12 protein-coding genes are annotated in these 17,460 nt (G+C 75.4%); 2 read left to right on the top strand and 10 right to left on the bottom strand.

Features of this window, described 5'->3' with window-relative positions:
• The first annotated feature begins 59 nt into the window (after positions 1-59).
• A complete protein-coding gene (locus EBO36_RS02945) occupies positions 60-281 on the top strand; it encodes a putative acetyltransferase (protein ID WP_122823295.1) in 222 nt (73 codons plus the stop codon).
• Positions 282-286: 5 nt separating this feature from the next.
• On the opposite strand, the gene EBO36_RS02940 is transcribed toward EBO36_RS02945, so the two are convergent.
• The 3 genes from EBO36_RS02940 to EBO36_RS02930 are packed head-to-tail and all read right to left on the bottom strand — an operon-like array spanning position 287 to position 4,137.
• On the bottom strand, positions 287-2,017 hold the full coding sequence (locus EBO36_RS02940) for a VanW family protein (RefSeq protein WP_122823294.1): 1,731 nt from the start codon (positions 2,015-2,017) through the stop codon (positions 287-289).
• A 55-nt stretch (positions 2,018-2,072) separates the two neighbouring features.
• Entirely contained in the window at positions 2,073-2,609 is a 537-nt protein-coding gene (locus EBO36_RS02935; RefSeq protein WP_122823293.1) for a flavin reductase family protein, read from the bottom strand.
• Positions 2,602-4,137 carry a PIG-L family deacetylase gene (locus EBO36_RS02930; RefSeq protein ID WP_164471310.1) on the bottom strand — a complete coding sequence of 512 codons (1,536 nt, stop codon included), beginning with the start codon at positions 4,135-4,137 and terminating at the stop codon, positions 2,602-2,604. The genes EBO36_RS02935 and EBO36_RS02930 overlap by 8 nt, the downstream gene beginning before the upstream one ends.
• A 117-nt stretch (positions 4,138-4,254) precedes the next feature.
• Here EBO36_RS02930 and EBO36_RS02925 point away from each other — a divergent pair, with 117 nt between their 5' ends.
• Positions 4,255-4,737: a general stress protein gene (locus EBO36_RS02925; protein ID WP_122825409.1), complete on the top strand. Its 483-nt coding sequence runs from the start codon at positions 4,255-4,257 to the stop codon at positions 4,735-4,737.
• A gap of 75 nt (positions 4,738-4,812) precedes the next feature.
• Here the strand turns inward: EBO36_RS02925 and typA are convergent, their stop codons facing one another.
• The 7 genes from typA to EBO36_RS02890 form a co-directional block, all read right to left on the bottom strand.
• A complete protein-coding gene (gene typA / locus EBO36_RS02920; protein ID WP_122823291.1) occupies positions 4,813-6,720 on the bottom strand; it encodes a translational GTPase TypA in 1,908 nt (635 codons plus the stop codon).
• Between the two features lie 94 nt (positions 6,721-6,814).
• On the bottom strand, positions 6,815-7,543 hold the full coding sequence (locus tag EBO36_RS02915) for an ABC transporter ATP-binding protein (RefSeq protein WP_122825407.1): 729 nt from the start codon (positions 7,541-7,543) through the stop codon (positions 6,815-6,817).
• The gene (locus tag EBO36_RS02910) at positions 7,540-8,556 is read right to left on the bottom strand and encodes an ABC transporter ATP-binding protein (RefSeq protein ID WP_244925346.1); all 1,017 of its coding nucleotides are present in this window, start codon (positions 8,554-8,556) and stop codon (positions 7,540-7,542) included. Before EBO36_RS02910 ends, EBO36_RS02915 begins: the two co-directional genes overlap by 4 nt.
• A gap of 5 nt (positions 8,557-8,561) precedes the next feature.
• Positions 8,562-11,354 (bottom strand): FtsX-like permease family protein, encoded by a 2,793-nt coding sequence (locus EBO36_RS02905; RefSeq protein WP_122823290.1) that lies wholly within the window; start codon positions 11,352-11,354, stop codon positions 8,562-8,564.
• Entirely contained in the window at positions 11,351-14,581 is a 3,231-nt protein-coding gene (locus tag EBO36_RS02900) for an FtsX-like permease family protein (RefSeq protein ID WP_122823289.1), read from the bottom strand. Before EBO36_RS02900 ends, EBO36_RS02905 begins: the two co-directional genes overlap by 4 nt.
• A gap of 30 nt (positions 14,582-14,611) precedes the next feature.
• Positions 14,612-16,399 carry an ABC transporter ATP-binding protein gene (locus tag EBO36_RS02895; RefSeq protein ID WP_122823288.1) on the bottom strand — a complete coding sequence of 596 codons (1,788 nt, stop codon included), beginning with the start codon at positions 16,397-16,399 and terminating at the stop codon, positions 14,612-14,614.
• Entirely contained in the window at positions 16,399-17,424 is a 1,026-nt protein-coding gene (locus tag EBO36_RS02890; RefSeq protein ID WP_122823287.1) for an ABC transporter permease, read from the bottom strand. The genes EBO36_RS02895 and EBO36_RS02890 overlap by 1 nt, the downstream gene beginning before the upstream one ends.
• Between the last annotated feature and the right edge of the window lie 36 nt (positions 17,425-17,460).

Genomic DNA, 17,460 nt, shown 5'->3' with positions numbered 1-17,460 from the left:
CTAGTATCCCCTAGATCGTCGGCACCGCGGGTGCTGGTCCGGCACGGCGGGAGGCAGGCATGGCGAGCGGGTGGGAGTCGTGGTCGCCGGGCACCCGGGTGGTGGTGCGGTACCGCCTGGCGGCCGGCGGGTTCTCCGACGCGCTCGGCGACCTCCTCGAGGTCGGCGCCGACGGCGTCGTCGTCGCCACCAAGCGGGGCACGGTGCGCGTGGCGGCGACGGACATCGTCGCCGGTAAGCCGGTGCCGCCCGCCCCGGCCCGCCGGCCGCGCGAGCGCTGAGGGCCTCAGCCCGGTGCACTCCCGCAGACCACCCGGTCCCAGGGGCGGTACGTCGTCGTGTACGTGCGCTGGTCCACCTGCGTGCCCTCCCGGAGCACGGTGCGGGTGACCTGGACCGTGAACCCCGGGTCGGGCGAGCTGTTCGCCACGCAGTTGGGGCCGCTGTTGTAGACGGTGGTCGGCTGGGTGATGTTGTAGCGCTCACCGGTCTGCGACTCCACGTCGAAGTACGGCGTGCCCCACAGCCGCACGTGGACCTGGTTGTCCGCCACCCACGCCTCCACGAGCGCGCCGTACTCCGTGGTGTTGCGCCACTTGAGGTCGACGTGCGGGGTGAAGAGCGTCGCCTCCCGGCCCTCGGGGTAGCGGGCGTAGTGGTGGGAGTGCGGCTGGAACTCCACGAGCTCCATCCCGGCGAAGTACGCCGCGTTGAAGGTGGTCGTCGACAGCTGGGACAGGCCACCGCCCATGCCGGTGGTCTCCAGGCCGTCGACGACGACGCCGGAGGCGGCGAAGCCACGCTCCGCGGTGATCGGTCCCAGCGCCTCGATGAGGCTGAACGTCTCCCCCGGCCTGACCAGGGTGCCGGAGATCTCCCGGGTGCCGGTGACGAGGTTCTGGGTCCGCACCGGGTCGTGGAAGAGCGGCGTGGAGAAGGTGGAGACCACCTGGGTGACACCCAGCGCCTCGGCCTCGGCCGTGGTGAACTCGGGCTCGACGACGATGCGGGAGACCTCGGCGGTGCGGTCGCTGGGCGACAGGGCCGCCGCGCGCACGGCCGCGGTCACCTCCTCGACGTCGAGCCCGAGCCCGGTCGTCGAGGGGACGACGGTGGGCACGCCGCCCTGGAGGACGATGGCGGCGTCGCGCCCCGGTGCGGCGAGCTCGGGGTCGCGCTCGGTGAGGAGCGCGACGAGGGCCTCGCCGTCGAGCTCGAGGACGAGCTCGGGGCCGTCCGGGACGATCGCCGCCGCGGAGGTGAGGTCCGCCGGCGTCAGCTCCACGAGCCGGTCGTCCACGAGCACGGACACGGGGGCCCCGGTGAGCGGCGCCGCCAGCTCGGTGCGCGCGGCCTCGACCGCCTCCCGGCCGACGACGGGCGGGACCTCCGTGGACGGCAGCGGGACGGGGTGGGGGCCGGTGAGCCAGTCCTCGGCGAGGAGGTCCACGGCCGCCGGGACGTCCACCGCGGTGCCGGGCACCGGCTCGGTGACCTCGGCCGCGCCGTCGACCAGGGCGATCGCGCCCTCGACGGGGGCGACGCCGACGACGCCGTCGACCCGCTCCAGGGCCGCCGTGAGGGCGTCCCGGTCCACGGTGGTGACGGGGACGTGCTCGCGGCCGCCGGTGAGGTGGCGCAGGAGCGAACGGGGGTCGAAGGAGAAGCCGGTGAGCTCGTCGACGGTGGCGGCGGTGTCGAAGGTGAAGGCGGCCTCGGCGGGGTCGATCGTGGTCTCGTTCTCACCGAGCACGACCGGGATCGGCGCGCTCACCGCGTCGCCGAGCGCGGACTCGAGCCGTTCCCGCGCTTCCGCGGCCGGGAGGCCGCCGATGGCGACGCCCGCGACCGTGGTTCCCCGCGGGACGCGGTCACCGACGTACCAGGTGGCCGCCGCGTAGGCGGCGACGAGGAGGACGAGGACGGTCGCGAGGACCAGCGGTGCCCGGCGCCGGCGACGACGCCCGGGACGCGCGTGCCGCTCGACGTCGACGACCGGCGTCCCCTGCGATCGCATGAAGCCTCTCTTCCCTAGCCCATGCCGTATGGGCCGCGTCATTCTACCGGGGGGCTCAGCGCCCCGGGAGGACTCGCACGCGCCCGAGGTGGTGGACGAGACCGCCCGTGGCCGTGGGGCCGAGCTGAGCGTCGAGCACCTCGCCGACGACGACGTCGTGGTCGCCCGCGTTCTTCACCCACGCGGTGCGGCACTCGACCCACCCCTGGGCGGCGTCGAGGAGCGCGGCGCCGCTCGCGGCCCCCCGGTGGTGCGCGATCCCGAGGAGCTGGCCGAGGGCGGGCCGCCCGGGGCTGGCCAGCCGCTCGGCGGCGACCCCGGCGCCGGCGTCGAGGAGGGAGATCGCCCAGGTGTCCACCTCGTCGAGCACCTCACGCACCCGCGCGTCGGTGTGCACGCAGAAGAGGACCATCGGCGGCCGCAGGGAGACGGAGGCGACGGCCGTCGCGGTCATCGCGTAGTCGGTGGCGCCCTGGCGCAGCGACACCACGGTCACGCCGCTGGGCAGGCGCTGCATCGTCGTGCGGAACCGGTCGACGAGCTGCTCCGGCGCGGGTCCGGCCCCGGCGGGCGGCACGCCCGGCTCAGGCATTGCCCCTCCGGCGCGCGTCGGCGAACCAGCGGGTGGGCAGGACGACGGGCAGGAGCGCGAGGACCGGGGCGCCGAGCAGCCACGCGTAGCTCATCGGCTCGCCGGTGACGAGGACGTCCCCGCCCGGCCGCACGAACGTCATCGCCTGGGTGGTGAACACGACGGTGAGGGTGGCGACGATGGTGCCGCCGTATCCGGCGAAGGCGCGCGCCGCCGTCGAGGCGGCCAGGACGCTCACGAGGGCCAGCACCATGCCCACCGGCCACCCCTGCCACTCGAAGCGGTGGACGACGGTCCCCAGCGCCGCCGTGATCAGCCCGGCGGCGAAAGCGACGGGCAGGGTGTACGGCCAGGCGGGGTCAACGAGCGACCGGCGGCGCGCGGGGCGCCCGCTCGCCCGCGGGGCGGCCGGCGGGGCGACCGGCCAGGCAGCCGGAGGAGCGACCGGCGCGGCCGCCGGGTGGTTCGGGGCGGCACTCGCACCGGCGGCGGCGGCAGGCCCACGGTCCGGGCCGAACGCCGCGGCGCCCCCCGGCGCGGACGGGACGAGCAGGTCGGCCGGCAGGGCGTACCCCGGCGCGAGCCGCACGTACGCGCGGTCGAGCAGGGGGTGGAGGGCGCCGTCGGCGAGGGCGAAGGACCCGGCGAGACGTCCCGGCGTCGGCACGGCCGCGACCGCCTGGACCTGGCTGTGGTGCGCCCGCAGGGCGAGGAGGACGTCCTCGACCACGCCGCGGGCGTCCAGGGTCGCCGCGATCCCACCGGCGGGGACCACGACCGACGGCAGCTCGGCGTCGTCGGGCACGGGCGTCGGCGGCCGGAGCGGCTCCCCGGTGGCGGACCGGACGTCGACGCCGCGCAGGCGCTCGGCGAGCTCGTCCGTCGCCACGACGACGTCCTCCCGGGACATCGCCACCCAGGCGACGGTGGGCACCCGCCACGGCTGGTCGGCGTCGAGGAACCGGACGAGCTCGTGCCGGCCCGGCGCCCCGGCGGCGAGCTCGACGGCCCGCATCGTCACCCGGTGGGCCTGGACGTGGTCCGGGTGGCCGTAGCCGCCCCCGGGCTCCTCGGTGAGGACCACCGTGGGGCGCAGCTGGCGCACGACGACCGCGAGCAGCGTGGCGAGCACCTCGACGTCGAGGACGCTGAAGGCGTCGCGCCCCGCGTCCGTCGCGGGTCCGGCGATGCCCGGGCGCACCCACATCATCCCGGAGTCGACGAAGCGCGCGGGGTGGTGCTCGGCGAGGCCGGGGACCTGGTCGAGGAACAGGTGGCGGTCCACGCCGAGGGCGACGAGGGCGGCGTCGAGCTCCTGCTCGCGGCGGGCCGCGAGCGCCGGGCCGTCCCCGCGCAGCGCGGCGAGCTCGGGGGCGACGACCTCGCCCCGCTCCCCGCGTGTGCAGGTGACGACCGAGACGTCGTGGCCCCCGCGGGCGGCCAGGGCGAGCAGCGCGCCGGCGCCGATGGTCTCGTCGTCGGGGTGGGCGAAGACGCCGAGGAGGCGCTGGGGGCTGGCCGTCGTCACCAACCCATTGTGGCGCCCGCGCGCCCCCTGCCCGCCCCGCCACCCCGGGCGCCGCCCGTCCGGCGTCGCCGGGCGGCTCGCCGTACCGTGGGACCTCTCGAGGGTCTGGAGGTTCCCATGACCGACACCGTTCCCGGGCCGGCGGCCCGGTACGAACCCGTGGTCGAGGTGACGACCTACCCGGAGGCGCAGCGCCTCGTCGACCGGCTCTCCGACCGCGGCTTCCCGGTCGAGCACGTGCGGATCGTCGGCGTGGGCATCCGGTCCGTCGAGCAGGTCACCGGGCGCCGGACGAACGGGCGCGCGGCGCTCGACGGCGCCGCCGGCGGCGCATGGTTCGGCCTGCTCGTCGGGCTCCTGCTCGCCCTGTTCGTCGTGGACGTCCAGTGGCTGACGGTGCTCCTGGTGGCCGTGGCCTTCGGCGCCGCGTGGGGGGCGCTGTTCGGCTTCCTCGCGCACTGGTCCACCGGCGGGCGGCGCGACTTCTCCAGCGTCACGTCGTTCGAGGCGAGCCGCTACGAGATCCAGGTGGACGCCGCTCACCGGGCGGAGGCGGCGCACCTCCTCGGTGATGCAGCGACGCCCCCCGGCCCCGCCTGACCTCCGGAACGAGGACGAGGGGGACGAGGGGCGTCGGGTGCGGCCGCGGCACCCGGAGCCGGGCGCCGGCGGCGACTACGCGCGGCGGGTCTTGGAGAACGCCTTGGCGCGCTCGGTCTGGTCGAGGATGACCTTGCGGATGCGCACCGTCTCGGGCGTCACCTCGACGCACTCGTCGTCGTTGGCGAACTCGAGCGACTCCTCGAGCGTGAGCTTGCGCGGCGGCACGAGGTTCTCGAACGTGTCGGACGCCGCGGCCCGCATGTTCGTGAGCTTCTTCTCCTTGGTGATGTTGATGTCCATGTCCTCGTTGCGGGAGTTCTCCCCGACGACCTGGCCCTCGTACACCTCCGAGGTGGGCTCGACGAAGAACGAGCCGCGCTCCTGCAGGTTGATCATCGCGAACGGCGTGACCGCACCGGAGCGGTCCGCCACCAGCGAGCCGTTGGTGCGCAGGGAGATCGGTCCGAGCCAGGGCTCGTAGCCCTCGGCGATCGAGGAGGCGATGCCGGTGCCGCGGGTGTCGGTGAGGAACCGCGTGCGGAACCCGATGAGGCCGCGCGCCGGGACGACGAACTCCATGCGCACCCAGCCGGTGCCGTGGTTCGACATCGTCTCCATGCGCCCCTTGCGGGCGGCGAGGAGCTGGGTGACGGCGCCGAGGTACTCCTCGGGGACGTCGATGGTCATGCGCTCCATGGGCTCGCAGACCTTGCCGTCGATGACCTTGGTGACCACCTGCGGCTTGCCGACGGTGAGCTCGAAGCCCTCGCGGCGCATCTGCTCGACGAGGATCGCCAGGGCCAGCTCGCCTCGGCCCTGGACCTCCCACGCGTCGGGGCGCTCGGTGGGCAGGATCTTGAGCGAGACGTTGCCGATGAGCTCGCGGTCGAGGCGGTCCTTGACCTGGCGGGCCGTCACCTTGGCGCCCTTGACGCGGCCGGCGAGCGGGGAGGTGTTGATCCCGATCGTCATGGAGATCGCGGGGTCGTCCACCGTGATGAGCGGCAGCGGGCGGGGGTCCTCGAGGTCGACGAGCGACTCACCGATGGTGATGTCCGGGATACCGGCCACGGCGACGATCTCGCCGGCGTCGGCGCGGTCCGCCGGGACGCGGGTGAGCGCCTCCGTGCGGAGGAGCTCGGAGATTCGCACGGGGCGGACGGTGCCGTCGCGGCGCGCCCAGCCCACGGACTGGCCCTTGTGCAGCGACCCGTTGAAGACGCGCAGAAGGGCGAGGCGGCCGAGGAACGGGGAGGCGTCGAGGTTGGTGACGTGCGCCTGGAGGGGCGCGCCCTCCTCGTAGGTCGGCGCCGGGATGGTGGCGAGGATGGTCGCGAACAGCGGCTCGAGGTCGGGGCTCGCGGGGAGCTCACCGTCCGCGGGCTGCTCCAGCGACGCGCGCCCGGCCTTGGCCGAGGCGTAGACGACCGGGACGTCGAGCAGCGCGTCGATGTCGAGGTCGGGGACCTCGTCCGAGAGGTCGCTGGCCAGGCCCAGGAGCAGGTCCGTCGCCTCGGCGACGACCTCGGTGATGCGCGAGTCAGGCCGGTCGACCTTGTTGACGACGAGGATGACGGGCAGCTTCGCCGCCAGCGCCTTGCGCAGGACGAACCGCGTCTGGGGCAGCGGCCCCTCGCTCGCGTCGACGAGGAGGACGACGCCGTCGACCATGGACAGCCCGCGCTCGACCTCGCCGCCGAAGTCGGCGTGGCCGGGGGTGTCGATGACGTTGATGGTCACCCCGTCGGGCGCCCCGGCGCCGGCGGCGGCCGGGCCGGTGTAACGCACGGCGGTGTTCTTCGCGAGGATCGTGATGCCCTTCTCGCGCTCGAGGTCACCGGAGTCCATCGCGCGCTCGTCCACGTGCTGGTGCTCGCCGAAAGCGCCGGACTGCCACAGCATGGCGTCGACGAGGGTCGTCTTACCGTGGTCGACGTGGGCGACGATGGCGACATTGCGCAGGTCAGAGCGCACAGGCATACGCGGAACTCGATTCAGCGGAGAAAGGGCCGGGGCGGTCCGACATGAGGTGCCGGGCCCGACGGCGCGTCAGAGTCAGCGCCAACTGTCAATTCTACTCCCCAGCACCCGTTTCCCGCACCGTGCGCTTCGCCACGGTGGCCGCGGGGCGCGGTCGGCCGTCATGGAGGTCGACGACGCGGTCCGCCTGCTCGGTGAGGACGGGGTCGTGCGTGGAGACCACGGCGGCCAGGCCCCGGCGGTGGGTGAGCGAGCGGATGAGGTCCATGATCGTCGCCGCGGTGGCGGAGTCGAGCTGGCCCGTGGGCTCGTCGGCGAGGAGGATCGCGGGCTCGGCCACGAGGGCGCGGGCGATGCCGACCCGCTGCTGCTGACCGCCGGAAAGCTCGTAGGGACGCTGGCGGGCGTGGGCGGCGAGCCCCACGGTCTCCAGGGCGCGCGCCACGCGCTCGTCGCGTTCGCGGGCCGGCACCTCGAGCAGCCGCAGCGGCACCTCGACGTTCTCCGCGGCCGAGAGCACGGGGATGAGGCCGAAGGACTGGAAGACGTAGCCGATCTGCTCGCGCCGCACCGTGAGGACGTCCTTCTCGGGCAGCGCGGACAGCTCACGGCCGTCGCCGAGCAGGACCCGGCCGCCGGTGGGCCGGTCGAGGCCGCCGAGGAGGTTGAGCAGGGTCGTCTTGCCGGACCCGGACGGCCCCCGCACGACGACGAGCTCACCGGCGCCGACCTCCAGGCTCACGCCGCGCAGCGCGTGGACGTCACCGGCCCCCGTGGCGAACACGCGGCTCACCTCGACCGCGCGCAGCACGCTCCCGCTCATGCGTCCTCCCCCGTGCGGGCCGTGCGGCGCAGCGAGCGCCGCGTCGGGCGCTCCCCCGGTGGGGCGGACGCCGGCGGGGCGGACGCCGGCGGGGTAGCGGCAGCCGGCGCCTCCGCCGCCGTCGGCCGCGGCGTGGGCGCGTCGGGCCACACCCCCACGTGGTCGGTCTCCAGCGCGAGCCGCACACGGTCGCGCAGGCCGAGGGCGCCGACGAAGTCGGCCGGGAGCTGGAGCCGCCCGCTGCGGTCCATGACGGCGAACTCCTCCGCCACGTGGACCTCCGCGCCGGTGTGGTCCACCTCGGTCCGCCGCAGCACCTCGGTCGAGGTCCGGCCGTCCCGGATCTGGACCGTGCGCCGCACGTGCTCGGAGACCGTCGGGTCGTGGGTGACGATGAGCACGGTCACCCCGAGCCGCTCCGAGGCCGCCCGCAGCGCCTCGAGCACCTCGACGCTCGTCGCGTCGTCGAGCTCACCGGTCGGCTCGTCGGCGAGCAGGACGCGAGGGGAGTTCGCGAGCGCCACCGCGATGGCGGTGCGCTGCTGCTCGCCGCCGCTCATCTGCTCCGGGCGCCGGTCGCGGCAGTACCCGATCCCGAGCACGTCGATCAGCTCGTCCACCCGCGCCGCCCGGGCCTTCGCCCCGGCGAGGACGAGCGGGACCGCGATGTTCTCCGCCGCGGTGAGGTACGGCATGAGGTTGCGCGAGGTCTGCTGCCACACGAACCCCACGGTGTGGCGCTGGTACCGCACCCGCTCGGCGCGCCCCATCGTGAGCAGGTCCGTCCCCGCGACGACCGCCGACCCGCCCGTCGGGCGGTCGAGCCCGGACAGGATCGTCAGCAGCGTGGACTTGCCCGACCCGGACGCCCCGACGATCGCGACGAGGTCGCCGCGCTCGACGCGCAGGGTCAGTCCCTGCAGGGCCTGCACCTCCACGCCCTCCGTCGAGAAGATCCGCACGAGGTCCTCGCACCAGATGTCCGGCGCGGCCTCCGCCTCGGTCACGCTCACGCGCCTCACCCCTCTCCCGTGCGCAGCTGGGTCGCCAGGTCCGCGCGTCGGCTCATCATGGTCGATACGCCCACGGCCACCGCGGCCACGAGCAGGAGTCCGCCGAGCACGGCGGCGAGGACGAGCGGGTCGAGCACGAGGTCCGGCTGGCGGTCCCCGCCCGTGAGCGCAGTGACGTCCATCGCGCCGAGCATCACCCACGGCACGGCGATCCCGAGCGCCGCGCCCGCGACGACCGAGACGACGGCGAGCGGCGCGAGCTCCCAGGCGACGATCCCCTGCCCCTGGCGTCGGTGGAGACCGAGCGTACGCAGCACGGCGAGGAGCCGTGCGCGCTGGGGGGCGCCCATGAGCTGCGTGAGGACGACGGCGACGAGCACGAGCAGCACCGAGAGGACGACGGCGGTGCCGAGCGCCGCGCTCATGCCCCCGGCCATGGGCGAGGCGAGGAAGTTCTGCGCGTCGGCGGAGGGGTTCTCCGCGAGCGCGTCGGGCTCGATCGCCCGCACCCGCTCGAGCACCTGGCCCGGGTCCGCCCCGGCCTCGACGGCGAGGAGGAGTACCCGCGGGCGCAGCACCTGCCCGGTGAGCTCCTCGGCCGTGGCGTGGTCGACGACGACGAAGTCCGCCGCCGCCCCGGCCCCCGCGACGTCCTCCATGACGCCGACGACGTCGAGCGGCGTCGAGCCGCCGATCGAGGCGCTCACCCCGTCGGCGCCCGGCCCCGCACCGAGCGAGGTCGACAGCACGGCGGGCAGGCGGTCACCGGTCACCGGCCCGAGCCCCGTGGGCAGCTCGTCGATGCCGACGGCGTCCGCCTGGACCGCCCGGAACGCCTCGGGGTCGAGCGCGACGAGCTCGACGCGGTGGGTCTGACCGCCGGCGGTCACCCCGATCGTGCCGGCGTCGGCGACGGTGGCCGCGGCGGCCACGCCCTCGACGCCGGTAATGCGCCCGACCGTCTCCGCGTCGAAGACCGGCCCGCTCAGGCGCAGGTCCGCCCCGACGGCGGTCCACGCCGTCCCCTGCACGCCCTCGCTCACGGTCGAGCCGAGCACGGCGGAGAACAGGGCGACGGAGACGCCGACCACGAGCGCGACCGCCGGCACCAGCCCGCCGGCCGGCTCGCGGACGGCTCGGGCCGCGCCGAGGAAGGCGGTGACGCCGCGGCGGCGGCCCAGCGCGCCCTGCAGCGCCCGGACGGGCCACGGGTAGGCCCGCATGACGACGACGCACGTCGCCAGCGCGAGCAGCAGCGGCACCGCGGCGAGGAGCGGGTCGGTGTCGCCGTCGCCGGGCTGGATCCCCCGCTGGCCGAGGAGGACGACGCCGACGGCGGCGAGCGCCAGCACGACGACCTCCCCCACCCAGCGCAGCCGGGCCCGCGACGTGCCGAGGTCGGCACGGGCCTCGCGCAGCCCCCGCGGGGACGTCGCCAGGGCGAGGAGCGCGGCGGGGACGAGGGCGACGCCGCCGGCGAGGGCCAGGTCGCCCGTGCTCGTGCGACCCGGGACGAGCGCGATTGCCAGCGCCGCCCCGGCGGCCGCGGCGGGGAGCGCGAGCGCGAGGCCCTCGGCCGCCATCATCGTCCGGAGCTGCACCCCGGACCCGCCGCGGGCGCGGAGGAGGGCGAGGGAGGACCGGCACCGGGAGACGAGCAGCCGCGCCCCGAGGAGGAACACCGCGAGCGTCACCCCGAGCGGTCCCGCCGCGACGACGGCGAGCACGGTGGACGTCACGCTCTGCTGGGCGAGGATGCGCGTGAGCACCTCGGGCAGCTCGCTGCCGAAGCGCTGGCTGAGGGGCTCGGCGGACGCCGACTCCCCCAGCGGCTGATTCGCCGCGGTGAAGCCGCGGAGCTGGGCGAGCGCCTCGGGCACGGCGTCCGCCGTCAGGGCCCCGCCGTCGACCCCGAACCACATGCGGACGCTCGGCTCGGCCATCGGCATGGGCAGCGGTGGCGCGAGGTCCCACGCGGGGTGGACGTAGGCGGCGGCCGAGGCGGAGGTGCCGAAGTTGAGGTCGTCGACGACGTACGGGGCGGCGGAGCGCGGGTTGTGCCCCCAGTAGTCCTCGTCCGGGTCCAGCGGGGCGAACGTCCCGGTGAGCAGGAGCGTCCGTTCGGAGCCGGGCGCCTCGCGCTCCTTGCCGACGTCCCACTGGAGGACCTCCGCGGCGTCGACGGACAGGGCGACCTGCACGGGCCGCGCGTGGAGCGCGTCGGCCTCGGCCTGGAGCGCGGCCAGCTCCTCCTCGGTGAGGGTCATCCCCTCGGGCGTCCGCGCGGCGAAGGGGTCCGCCGTCGGCGGCTCGGCCGGCCACGCGCCGTCGACGAGCTCGACGTGGTCGGTGAGATAGGGGTCGGACTTGAAGGACACACGGGGCCGGCCGATCTCCCCGCCCTCGACGGGCCGGATGTCGACCTCGGGCGTCTCCACCGTGGCCCGAGGCTCGCCGAGGATCCCCCGCAGCGGCTCGGGCTGCGCGGCGCGGAGCTCCTCCAGGCCGGCGAGCAGCCCGCCGAGCGACGCCTCGACGTCCGGCTCGAGGCCGGTCGTCCCGGGTTCCGGCGCGGCGGGGAGCCCCGGCTGCTGGCCGAGCTGGACGCCGATGACGTCCCGGCGGAGCACGCTCACGCCGTCGGTCTCGTACGCCACCTGTCGGTCGTCGACGTCGGCGAGGACGCGTGGCCAGGCCGTGACGACGAACGCGACGAGGAGGACGAGGACGGCGAGGGCCAGCGGCACGGCGAGGTTCGCGCGGAGCTGGCGCCACGCGAGGCCGGGGAGGCCGGTCACCGGATCTCCTCCCGGTACTCGGCGTCGCGGGCCTGCGCCCGGACCCGCGCGGCGACCACGCCGCCCACGGCGAGCAGCCCGGCGAGGACGGCGCCGAGCAGGAGCGCGGTGGGGACGACGTCAAGCCCGACGGCGAGCGCGAGGGGCGACGTGACGGTCGCCGCGGCCCGCGCGAGCGTCGGCACGAGCAGCCAGGACGCGAGCCAGCCGGCGCCCGTGCCGAGGACCACCCCGAGTGCGCCCACGCCGAGCAGCTCCCCGGACCGCGTGCGGGCCTGCCCCGCGGGTGTCTGGCCGAGGGCGCGCAGGACGACGACCTCGCCGCGCCGCTCACGGGTGAGCGCGAGGGCGACGGCGGCCGCGCCCGTGAGTGCTAGCACGGCGGACCCGGCCGCCGCCAGCCAGAACGCCTCCCGCACGGAACCGGTGGCGTCGACGCCGGCCGCGCGGGCGACCTCCACCTCGCCGTCGCGGCCCACCGCGGCGAGCGCCGCCGCTGCGACGTCCGCGTCGGTGGCCGGTTCGTCCACGGCGAGCCACACCTGCGTCGGCAGCGGCAGGTTCGGCCGGCCACGCAGGAGGGACGCGCCCAGGACGCCCTGGTCGACGAGGACGGCGTGCTCCTCGAGCCCGCCGGGGACCGCGTCGATGAGCCCGACGACCTCGAGGTCCACCTCGGGCCCCGCGAGGGCGATCGGGACCTCGTCGCCGACGGCCAGGCTCGCGTGCTCGGCGAGCGCCGTCGTGAGTAACGCCGGTACGGGCCCGTCCGCGCCGCCGGGGACCAGACGGGCGAGGAACCGGCCCGGCGCGCCCTCGCCGCCGAGGCGGGTGGTGAGGCCGATCGTGCCGAGCGGGCCCGGCTCGACGAGCCCGGTTGCCACGTCCTCGGCGAGCGCCCACCCGGGCCCGAGGTCCGGGCCGCCGCCATCGACGTCCGCCGCCCGCACGGCGCTCACCTCGTAGTCGAGCGCGGCCTCCGTCCCGGCGGCGTTGCCCGTCACCTCGACGGCGACGACGCGGTACTCGTCGTCACCCGGCAGGTCGACCGCGAGGGCGTGGACCGCGGGCTGCGGGCCGACGTCCCCGGCACCGGGGTCGTCGAGGTCGACGACGAGGGAGCCCGCGCCGAGCAGGGACAGGGCACCGTCGGAGTCGGCGACCCACACCGCCGTGGCGAGCGAGAACCGCGAGTCGGCGAAGAGCACGCGGTCCCGGCGCTCGACCTCGATCCGGACCTCCTCCTCGGTCGCGCCCTCCGTCCGGAGGATCTCGGCGTACGCCTCGGCGTCCTCCGCGCGCCGCGCGAGCACGTCGGCCGGTACGTCCGCCCGCACCCGCACCTCGAGCTCGAGGGCGGCCGTGCCCGCCGGCAGCGCCAGGCCGACGCCCGGGGGCGTGACGTCGCCCGCGTCGTCGTCGCGGGGCGCCGGCACGAGGCGCTCGACGGCGGCGGCGAGACCGAGCCCGGCCGGAGCCCGGACGACGTCGGCCACGCGGTGGGTCGGCAGCGCGGTGAGCGTGACGGGCGCCTGACCGAGCGTGGCGTCCTGGCGCAGGACGCTCGCGGCGGCGGCCACCCCCTCGATCCGCGCGTACGGGACGGCGGAGTCGGCGACGGGGAACCCCAGCCGGGCCGTCGGCCGCGGGGGCAGGTGGACGCGGACGTCCGAGCCCGTGGCCAGGCCTGCGGCCTGCTCGCGCTGGGTCGCCGTCGTGCCCGCGAAGGCACCAGCGCTGGTGACCGCGCCCGCCGCGAGGGAGAGCAGGACGACGGGGACGGCGTAGGCGCGCAGCCGCCGCGAGACCTGCCGGCCCGCGAGCGGGACGGCGAGACGCCGGGCGCGCGCGGCGAGCCGCTCCCCGGACCGAGTGAGGGGCCCGAGGAGCGCGAGCGCGACCATGGCGAGGGCGGTGAGCACGGCGGCCAGGCTCGCCACGGCGAGGACGTCCGTCCTGGTCTGCCCGTCCGCGCCGACGACGAGGGGGGTCCCGAAGCGCCGGAGCTGCCACGCGGCGAGGAGCGCGGCGACGCCGGCGAGGAGGACGGACCCCGCGGCGGCGGCCTCCCGGAGCCGCCCCGAGCGGTCGGTGACCATCCGGCGGGCCGCCGCGCGTACCTGCGCCCCCGCGACGACGACGGCCACGGTGAACGCGCCGAGGGCGACGACGACGCCGGTGAGGAGCACGGCCCCGAGCTGGGCGGCCCCGCCGTCGAGCCTCGTCACGACGGCGGCGGCGACCGCGGTCCCGACCGCCGCACCCCCGGCGGCGACGACGAGCGCCTCGAGGCCCGCCCACCGGGTGAGGGTGCGGGGCTCCGCCCCGCGGGCGACGAGGATCTCGACCTCCTGCGCCCGGCCCTGCCCGAGCAGCCGGACCACCTGGACGAGCGCGACGAGCGCGATGACGGCGAGCAGGACGAGCGGGACCCGGCCCACCACGCCGGCAGCGGCACCGGCCCGGGCGACCTCGGTCGCGGTGGCGGCCAGCCCGCCGGAGACGGTGAGCCCCCGCACGGCGACGGCGTCGTCGCGGTCGAGCACCCCCTCGAGCCGGTCCGCCCCGTCGGCGAGCACCGGCAGGTCGTCGGCGTCGAGCCCCGCCGCCACCGGGCGGAGGGTCCACCGCACGAAGGGGGCGTCGGTCGTCTCCGCCAGCGTCGCGGCGTCGACGAGCACCGCGCCGAGCGTGGTGTCCTCCCCGTCCCGGGCGTCCGCGCCCGGCTGCCAGGTGCCGGCGACGGTGAGGGGGACGCCCTCGACCTCGACGGTGTCCCCGGAGCCCACTCCCAGCTCGGCGGCGACCGCCTCCGGCACCAGCGCCTCCCCCGGACCCGGCGGGTCGAGGTCGCCCCGGCCCACGGCGTCCTCGCCGGTGGTGAGGGTGACCCGTGCCTCGCGCCCGCCCGCGACCAGGGCGACCGGCTCGCTCGTGAGGCTGCGCTGCACGTCGAGCGGGACGGAGGGCATGAGGGCCGCGAGGGCGGCGCCGACGGCGGCGTGCTGCCCATCGGGGTCCGTCGCCAGCCGGGTCTGCACCCGCAGGCCCGTCTCGTCCGGCGGCGCCGTCGCGAACGCGGCGTGCACGGTGGCCGCCGCGCTGGCGCCGGTGTGCCCCACGGTGACGGCGCTCGTCGCCGCCACCGTGGCGACCAGGACGCCGAGGACGACGAGCGGGCCTCGGTGGGCCCGCCCTCGGCGCGCGACGAGACCGCCTGCCCGCACCCCCGCCTCCTCGCGTCCCTCCGACCCGGCCTACTCCCGGGTGCTCACGTCCAGGGGACCGGGGTCGCGCTCGGGGTCGATCTGGAGCTCGGTGACGCTCTCGCCGAACGAGGCGAGCAGCGCGTGGCGCTCCTCGCGCCGGCGGCGCTGCTCCCCCGGCTCCGGCACGGGAGCCGCCGCGAGCAGACGCTGCGTGTACTCCTCCTGCGGGTTCTGCAGCACGGCGGTGCGCTCGCCCTGCTCGACGATCTTGCCGTTCTGCAGGACGACGACGCGGTGGGCGAGGAGGTCGACGACGGCGAGGTCGTGGGAGACGAACAGGCACGCGAAGCGGTAGCGCTCCTGCAGCTCGGTGAACATCGCCAGCACGCTGGCCTGGACCGACACGTCGAGCGCCGAGGTCGGCTCGTCCGCGACGAGGAGCTCGGGCTCGAGGGTGAGCGCCCGGGCCACGGACACGCGCTGGCGCTGACCGCCGGAGAGCTCGTGCGGGTAGCGGTTGTAGACGCTGCGCGGGAGCTGGACGGCGTCGAGGAGCTCGTAGACCTTCTGCTGGCGGGACTTCTTGTCCCCCACCTTGTGGACGACGAGTGGCTCGGAGATGACGTCACCGATGGGCAGGCGGGGGTTGAGCGAGGCCGCCGGGTCCTGGAAGATCACGCCGATGCGGCGCCGCAGGGCCTTGGACTCCTTGCGGCCCAGGGCGCCGAAGTCCTGACCGAAGAGGTTGATGGTGCCGCTGGCCGCGGGGATGAGGCCGAGCGCGCACCGGCCGATGGTCGACTTGCCGGACCCCGACTCGCCGACGAGGCCGACGATCTCGCCCTGGTGGACGGAGAACGTCACGTCGTCGACCGCGCGGAACGGCGGCTTGCCGGCGCGGTGGTACTCGATGACGAGGTTCTTCATCTCGAGGGCGGGCGCCGCCGTGCGGTCGATGCGCTCGTGGGAGATGTCGGCGCTGCCGAACTGTCCCGGCCCCTGCCCGAGGTGCGGGACGGAGTCGAGCAGGCGCTTGGTGTAGGGGTGCTGCGGGCGGTTGAGCACCTCGTCGGCGCTGCCGGTCTCGACGATGTCGCCCTTGAACATCACCGCGACGCGGTCGGCCATGTCGGCGACGACGCCCATGTTGTGGGTGATGAGGAGGATGCCGGTGTCGAGCTTGTCCTTGAGCGAGCGGAGCAGGTCGAGGATGTCCGCCTGCACGGTGACGTCGAGGGCCGTCGTCGGCTCGTCGGCGATGATCACCTTGGGGTCGCAGCTGATGGCGATGGCGATGACCACGCGCTGACGCTGGCCGCCCGAGAGCTCGTGCGGGTACTGCTTGATCCGCCGCTCGGGCTCGGGGATGCCCACCATGCGCAGCAGCTCGACGGCGCGGCGCACGGCCTCGGCGCCGTAGGCGATGCCGTGCAGCTCGAGCGCCTCGGTGAGCTGCGTGCCGATGGTGAGCACGGGGTTGAGCGCGGTCATGGGCTCCTGGAAGACCATGGCGACGTCGTTGCCGCGCATCCGGCGCAGGCCCCGGGTGTCGAGCTTGCCCACCGACTTGTCGCCGACGGTGATGGTGCCGTTGACGCGGGCGTTCTTCGGGAGCAGTCCGAGGGCGGTCATCGAGGTCACCGACTTGCCGGAGCCGGACTCGCCGACGAGGGCGAGCACCTCCCCTGGACGGACGGCGAGTGAGATGCCCTTGACGGCGTGGACCGAGCCGAACTCGGTGGCGAAGCGGACGTCGAGGTCGGTGAACGACAGGACGCGGTCGTCGTCGGCGGGCCGTGCGTCGCCGGGACGCGGGGCGTTGATGGCGGTGCTCATCAGTCCTTCTTCCTGTTCTGCCGCGGGTCGAACGCGTCGCGCAGCCCGTCACCGATGAAGTTCACGCTGAGCGCGATGGCCAGGATGAAGATGCCCGGCCACCAGAACAGCCACGGACGGGACGTGAAGGAGTTCTGGTAGGTGGAGATGAGGACGCCCAGCGACGTGTCCGGCGGGTTGACGCCGAACCCGAGGAAGCTCAGCGAGGTCTCGAGGAGGATCGCGGAGGCGATGGACAGCGTGGCCGAGACGATGATCGTGCCGAGGGTGTTGGGCAGGATGTGCTTGACGACGATGCGGGCGGGGGACGTCCCCACGGCCCGGGCGGCGGCGACGAACTCGCGCTCCCGCAGGGAGAGCACCTCGCCCCGGACCAGGCGCGCGAGGCCGGTCCACGTGACGATCCCGAGGACCGCGGCGAGGAGCCAGATGTTGTTGCCGCCGGTCATCTGACCGAGGACGGCCGCGAGGACGAGGAGCGGGATGACGATGAACAGGTCGGTGATCCGCATGAGCACGGCCTCGACCCAGCCGCGGAAGTAGCCGGCGAGCGCGCCGATCACCGTGCCGACGATCGTCGAGACGATGCCGACGACGAAGGCGATGATGAGCGATCGCTGGGTGCCGCGCATGACGAGGGCGAAGAAGTCCTTGCCGGAGTTGTCCTGGCCGAAGGGGTGCTCCCCGATCCGGAACGGCCAGAGCGACAGGGTGGGCTTCCCGCCGTCGACGACGGATCCCGCGAGGGTGTAGCCGTGCTTCCACCACCCGGGGAAGGGGCCGAACCCGATGGAGGTGTAGGCGAGCAGCGTGACGAAGACGAGGACGGCCAGGGAGACCATGGCGGCCTTGTGGCGAAGGAAGCGCCGCAGGACGAGCTGGCCCTGGGAGTAGGACTTGTCCGTCTTGCCCTCGAGGTCCTCCTCGATCGCGAGCGGGTCGATGTTCTGGACGGCGCCCGGGTCCCCGCCCTGGATCGTGGGGATCGGGACGATCTGCTCGGGTCGCTGGTTCTCGTCACTCATCGCTGTCCTCCGTTACGGCCGGCCGTGCCTGCGTCG

It is taken from the genome of Georgenia faecalis (genome assembly GCF_003710105.1).
GTDB lineage: Bacteria > Actinomycetota > Actinomycetes > Actinomycetales > Actinomycetaceae > Georgenia_A > Georgenia_A faecalis.
Note: the sequence above shows the minus strand (reverse complement) of the source record. Positions and strands in the feature narration are given on the sequence as shown.

Coding starts and splice junctions, on each gene's coding strand:
- EBO36_RS02945 (WP_122823295.1), top strand. CDS start 60: ATGGCGAGCGGGTGGGAGTCGTGGTCGCCGGGCACCCGGGTGGTGGTG.
- EBO36_RS02940 (WP_122823294.1), bottom strand. CDS start 2,017: ATGCGATCGCAGGGGACGCCGGTCGTCGACGTCGAGCGGCACGCGCGT.
- EBO36_RS02935 (WP_122823293.1), bottom strand. CDS start 2,609: ATGCCTGAGCCGGGCGTGCCGCCCGCCGGGGCCGGACCCGCGCCGGAG.
- EBO36_RS02925 (WP_122825409.1), top strand. CDS start 4,255: ATGACCGACACCGTTCCCGGGCCGGCGGCCCGGTACGAACCCGTGGTC.
- typA (WP_122823291.1), bottom strand. CDS start 6,720: ATGCCTGTGCGCTCTGACCTGCGCAATGTCGCCATCGTCGCCCACGTC.
- EBO36_RS02915 (WP_122825407.1), bottom strand. CDS start 7,543: ATGAGCGGGAGCGTGCTGCGCGCGGTCGAGGTGAGCCGCGTGTTCGCC.
- EBO36_RS02895 (WP_122823288.1), bottom strand. CDS start 16,399: ATGAGCACCGCCATCAACGCCCCGCGTCCCGGCGACGCACGGCCCGCC.
- EBO36_RS02890 (WP_122823287.1), bottom strand. CDS start 17,424: ATGAGTGACGAGAACCAGCGACCCGAGCAGATCGTCCCGATCCCCACG.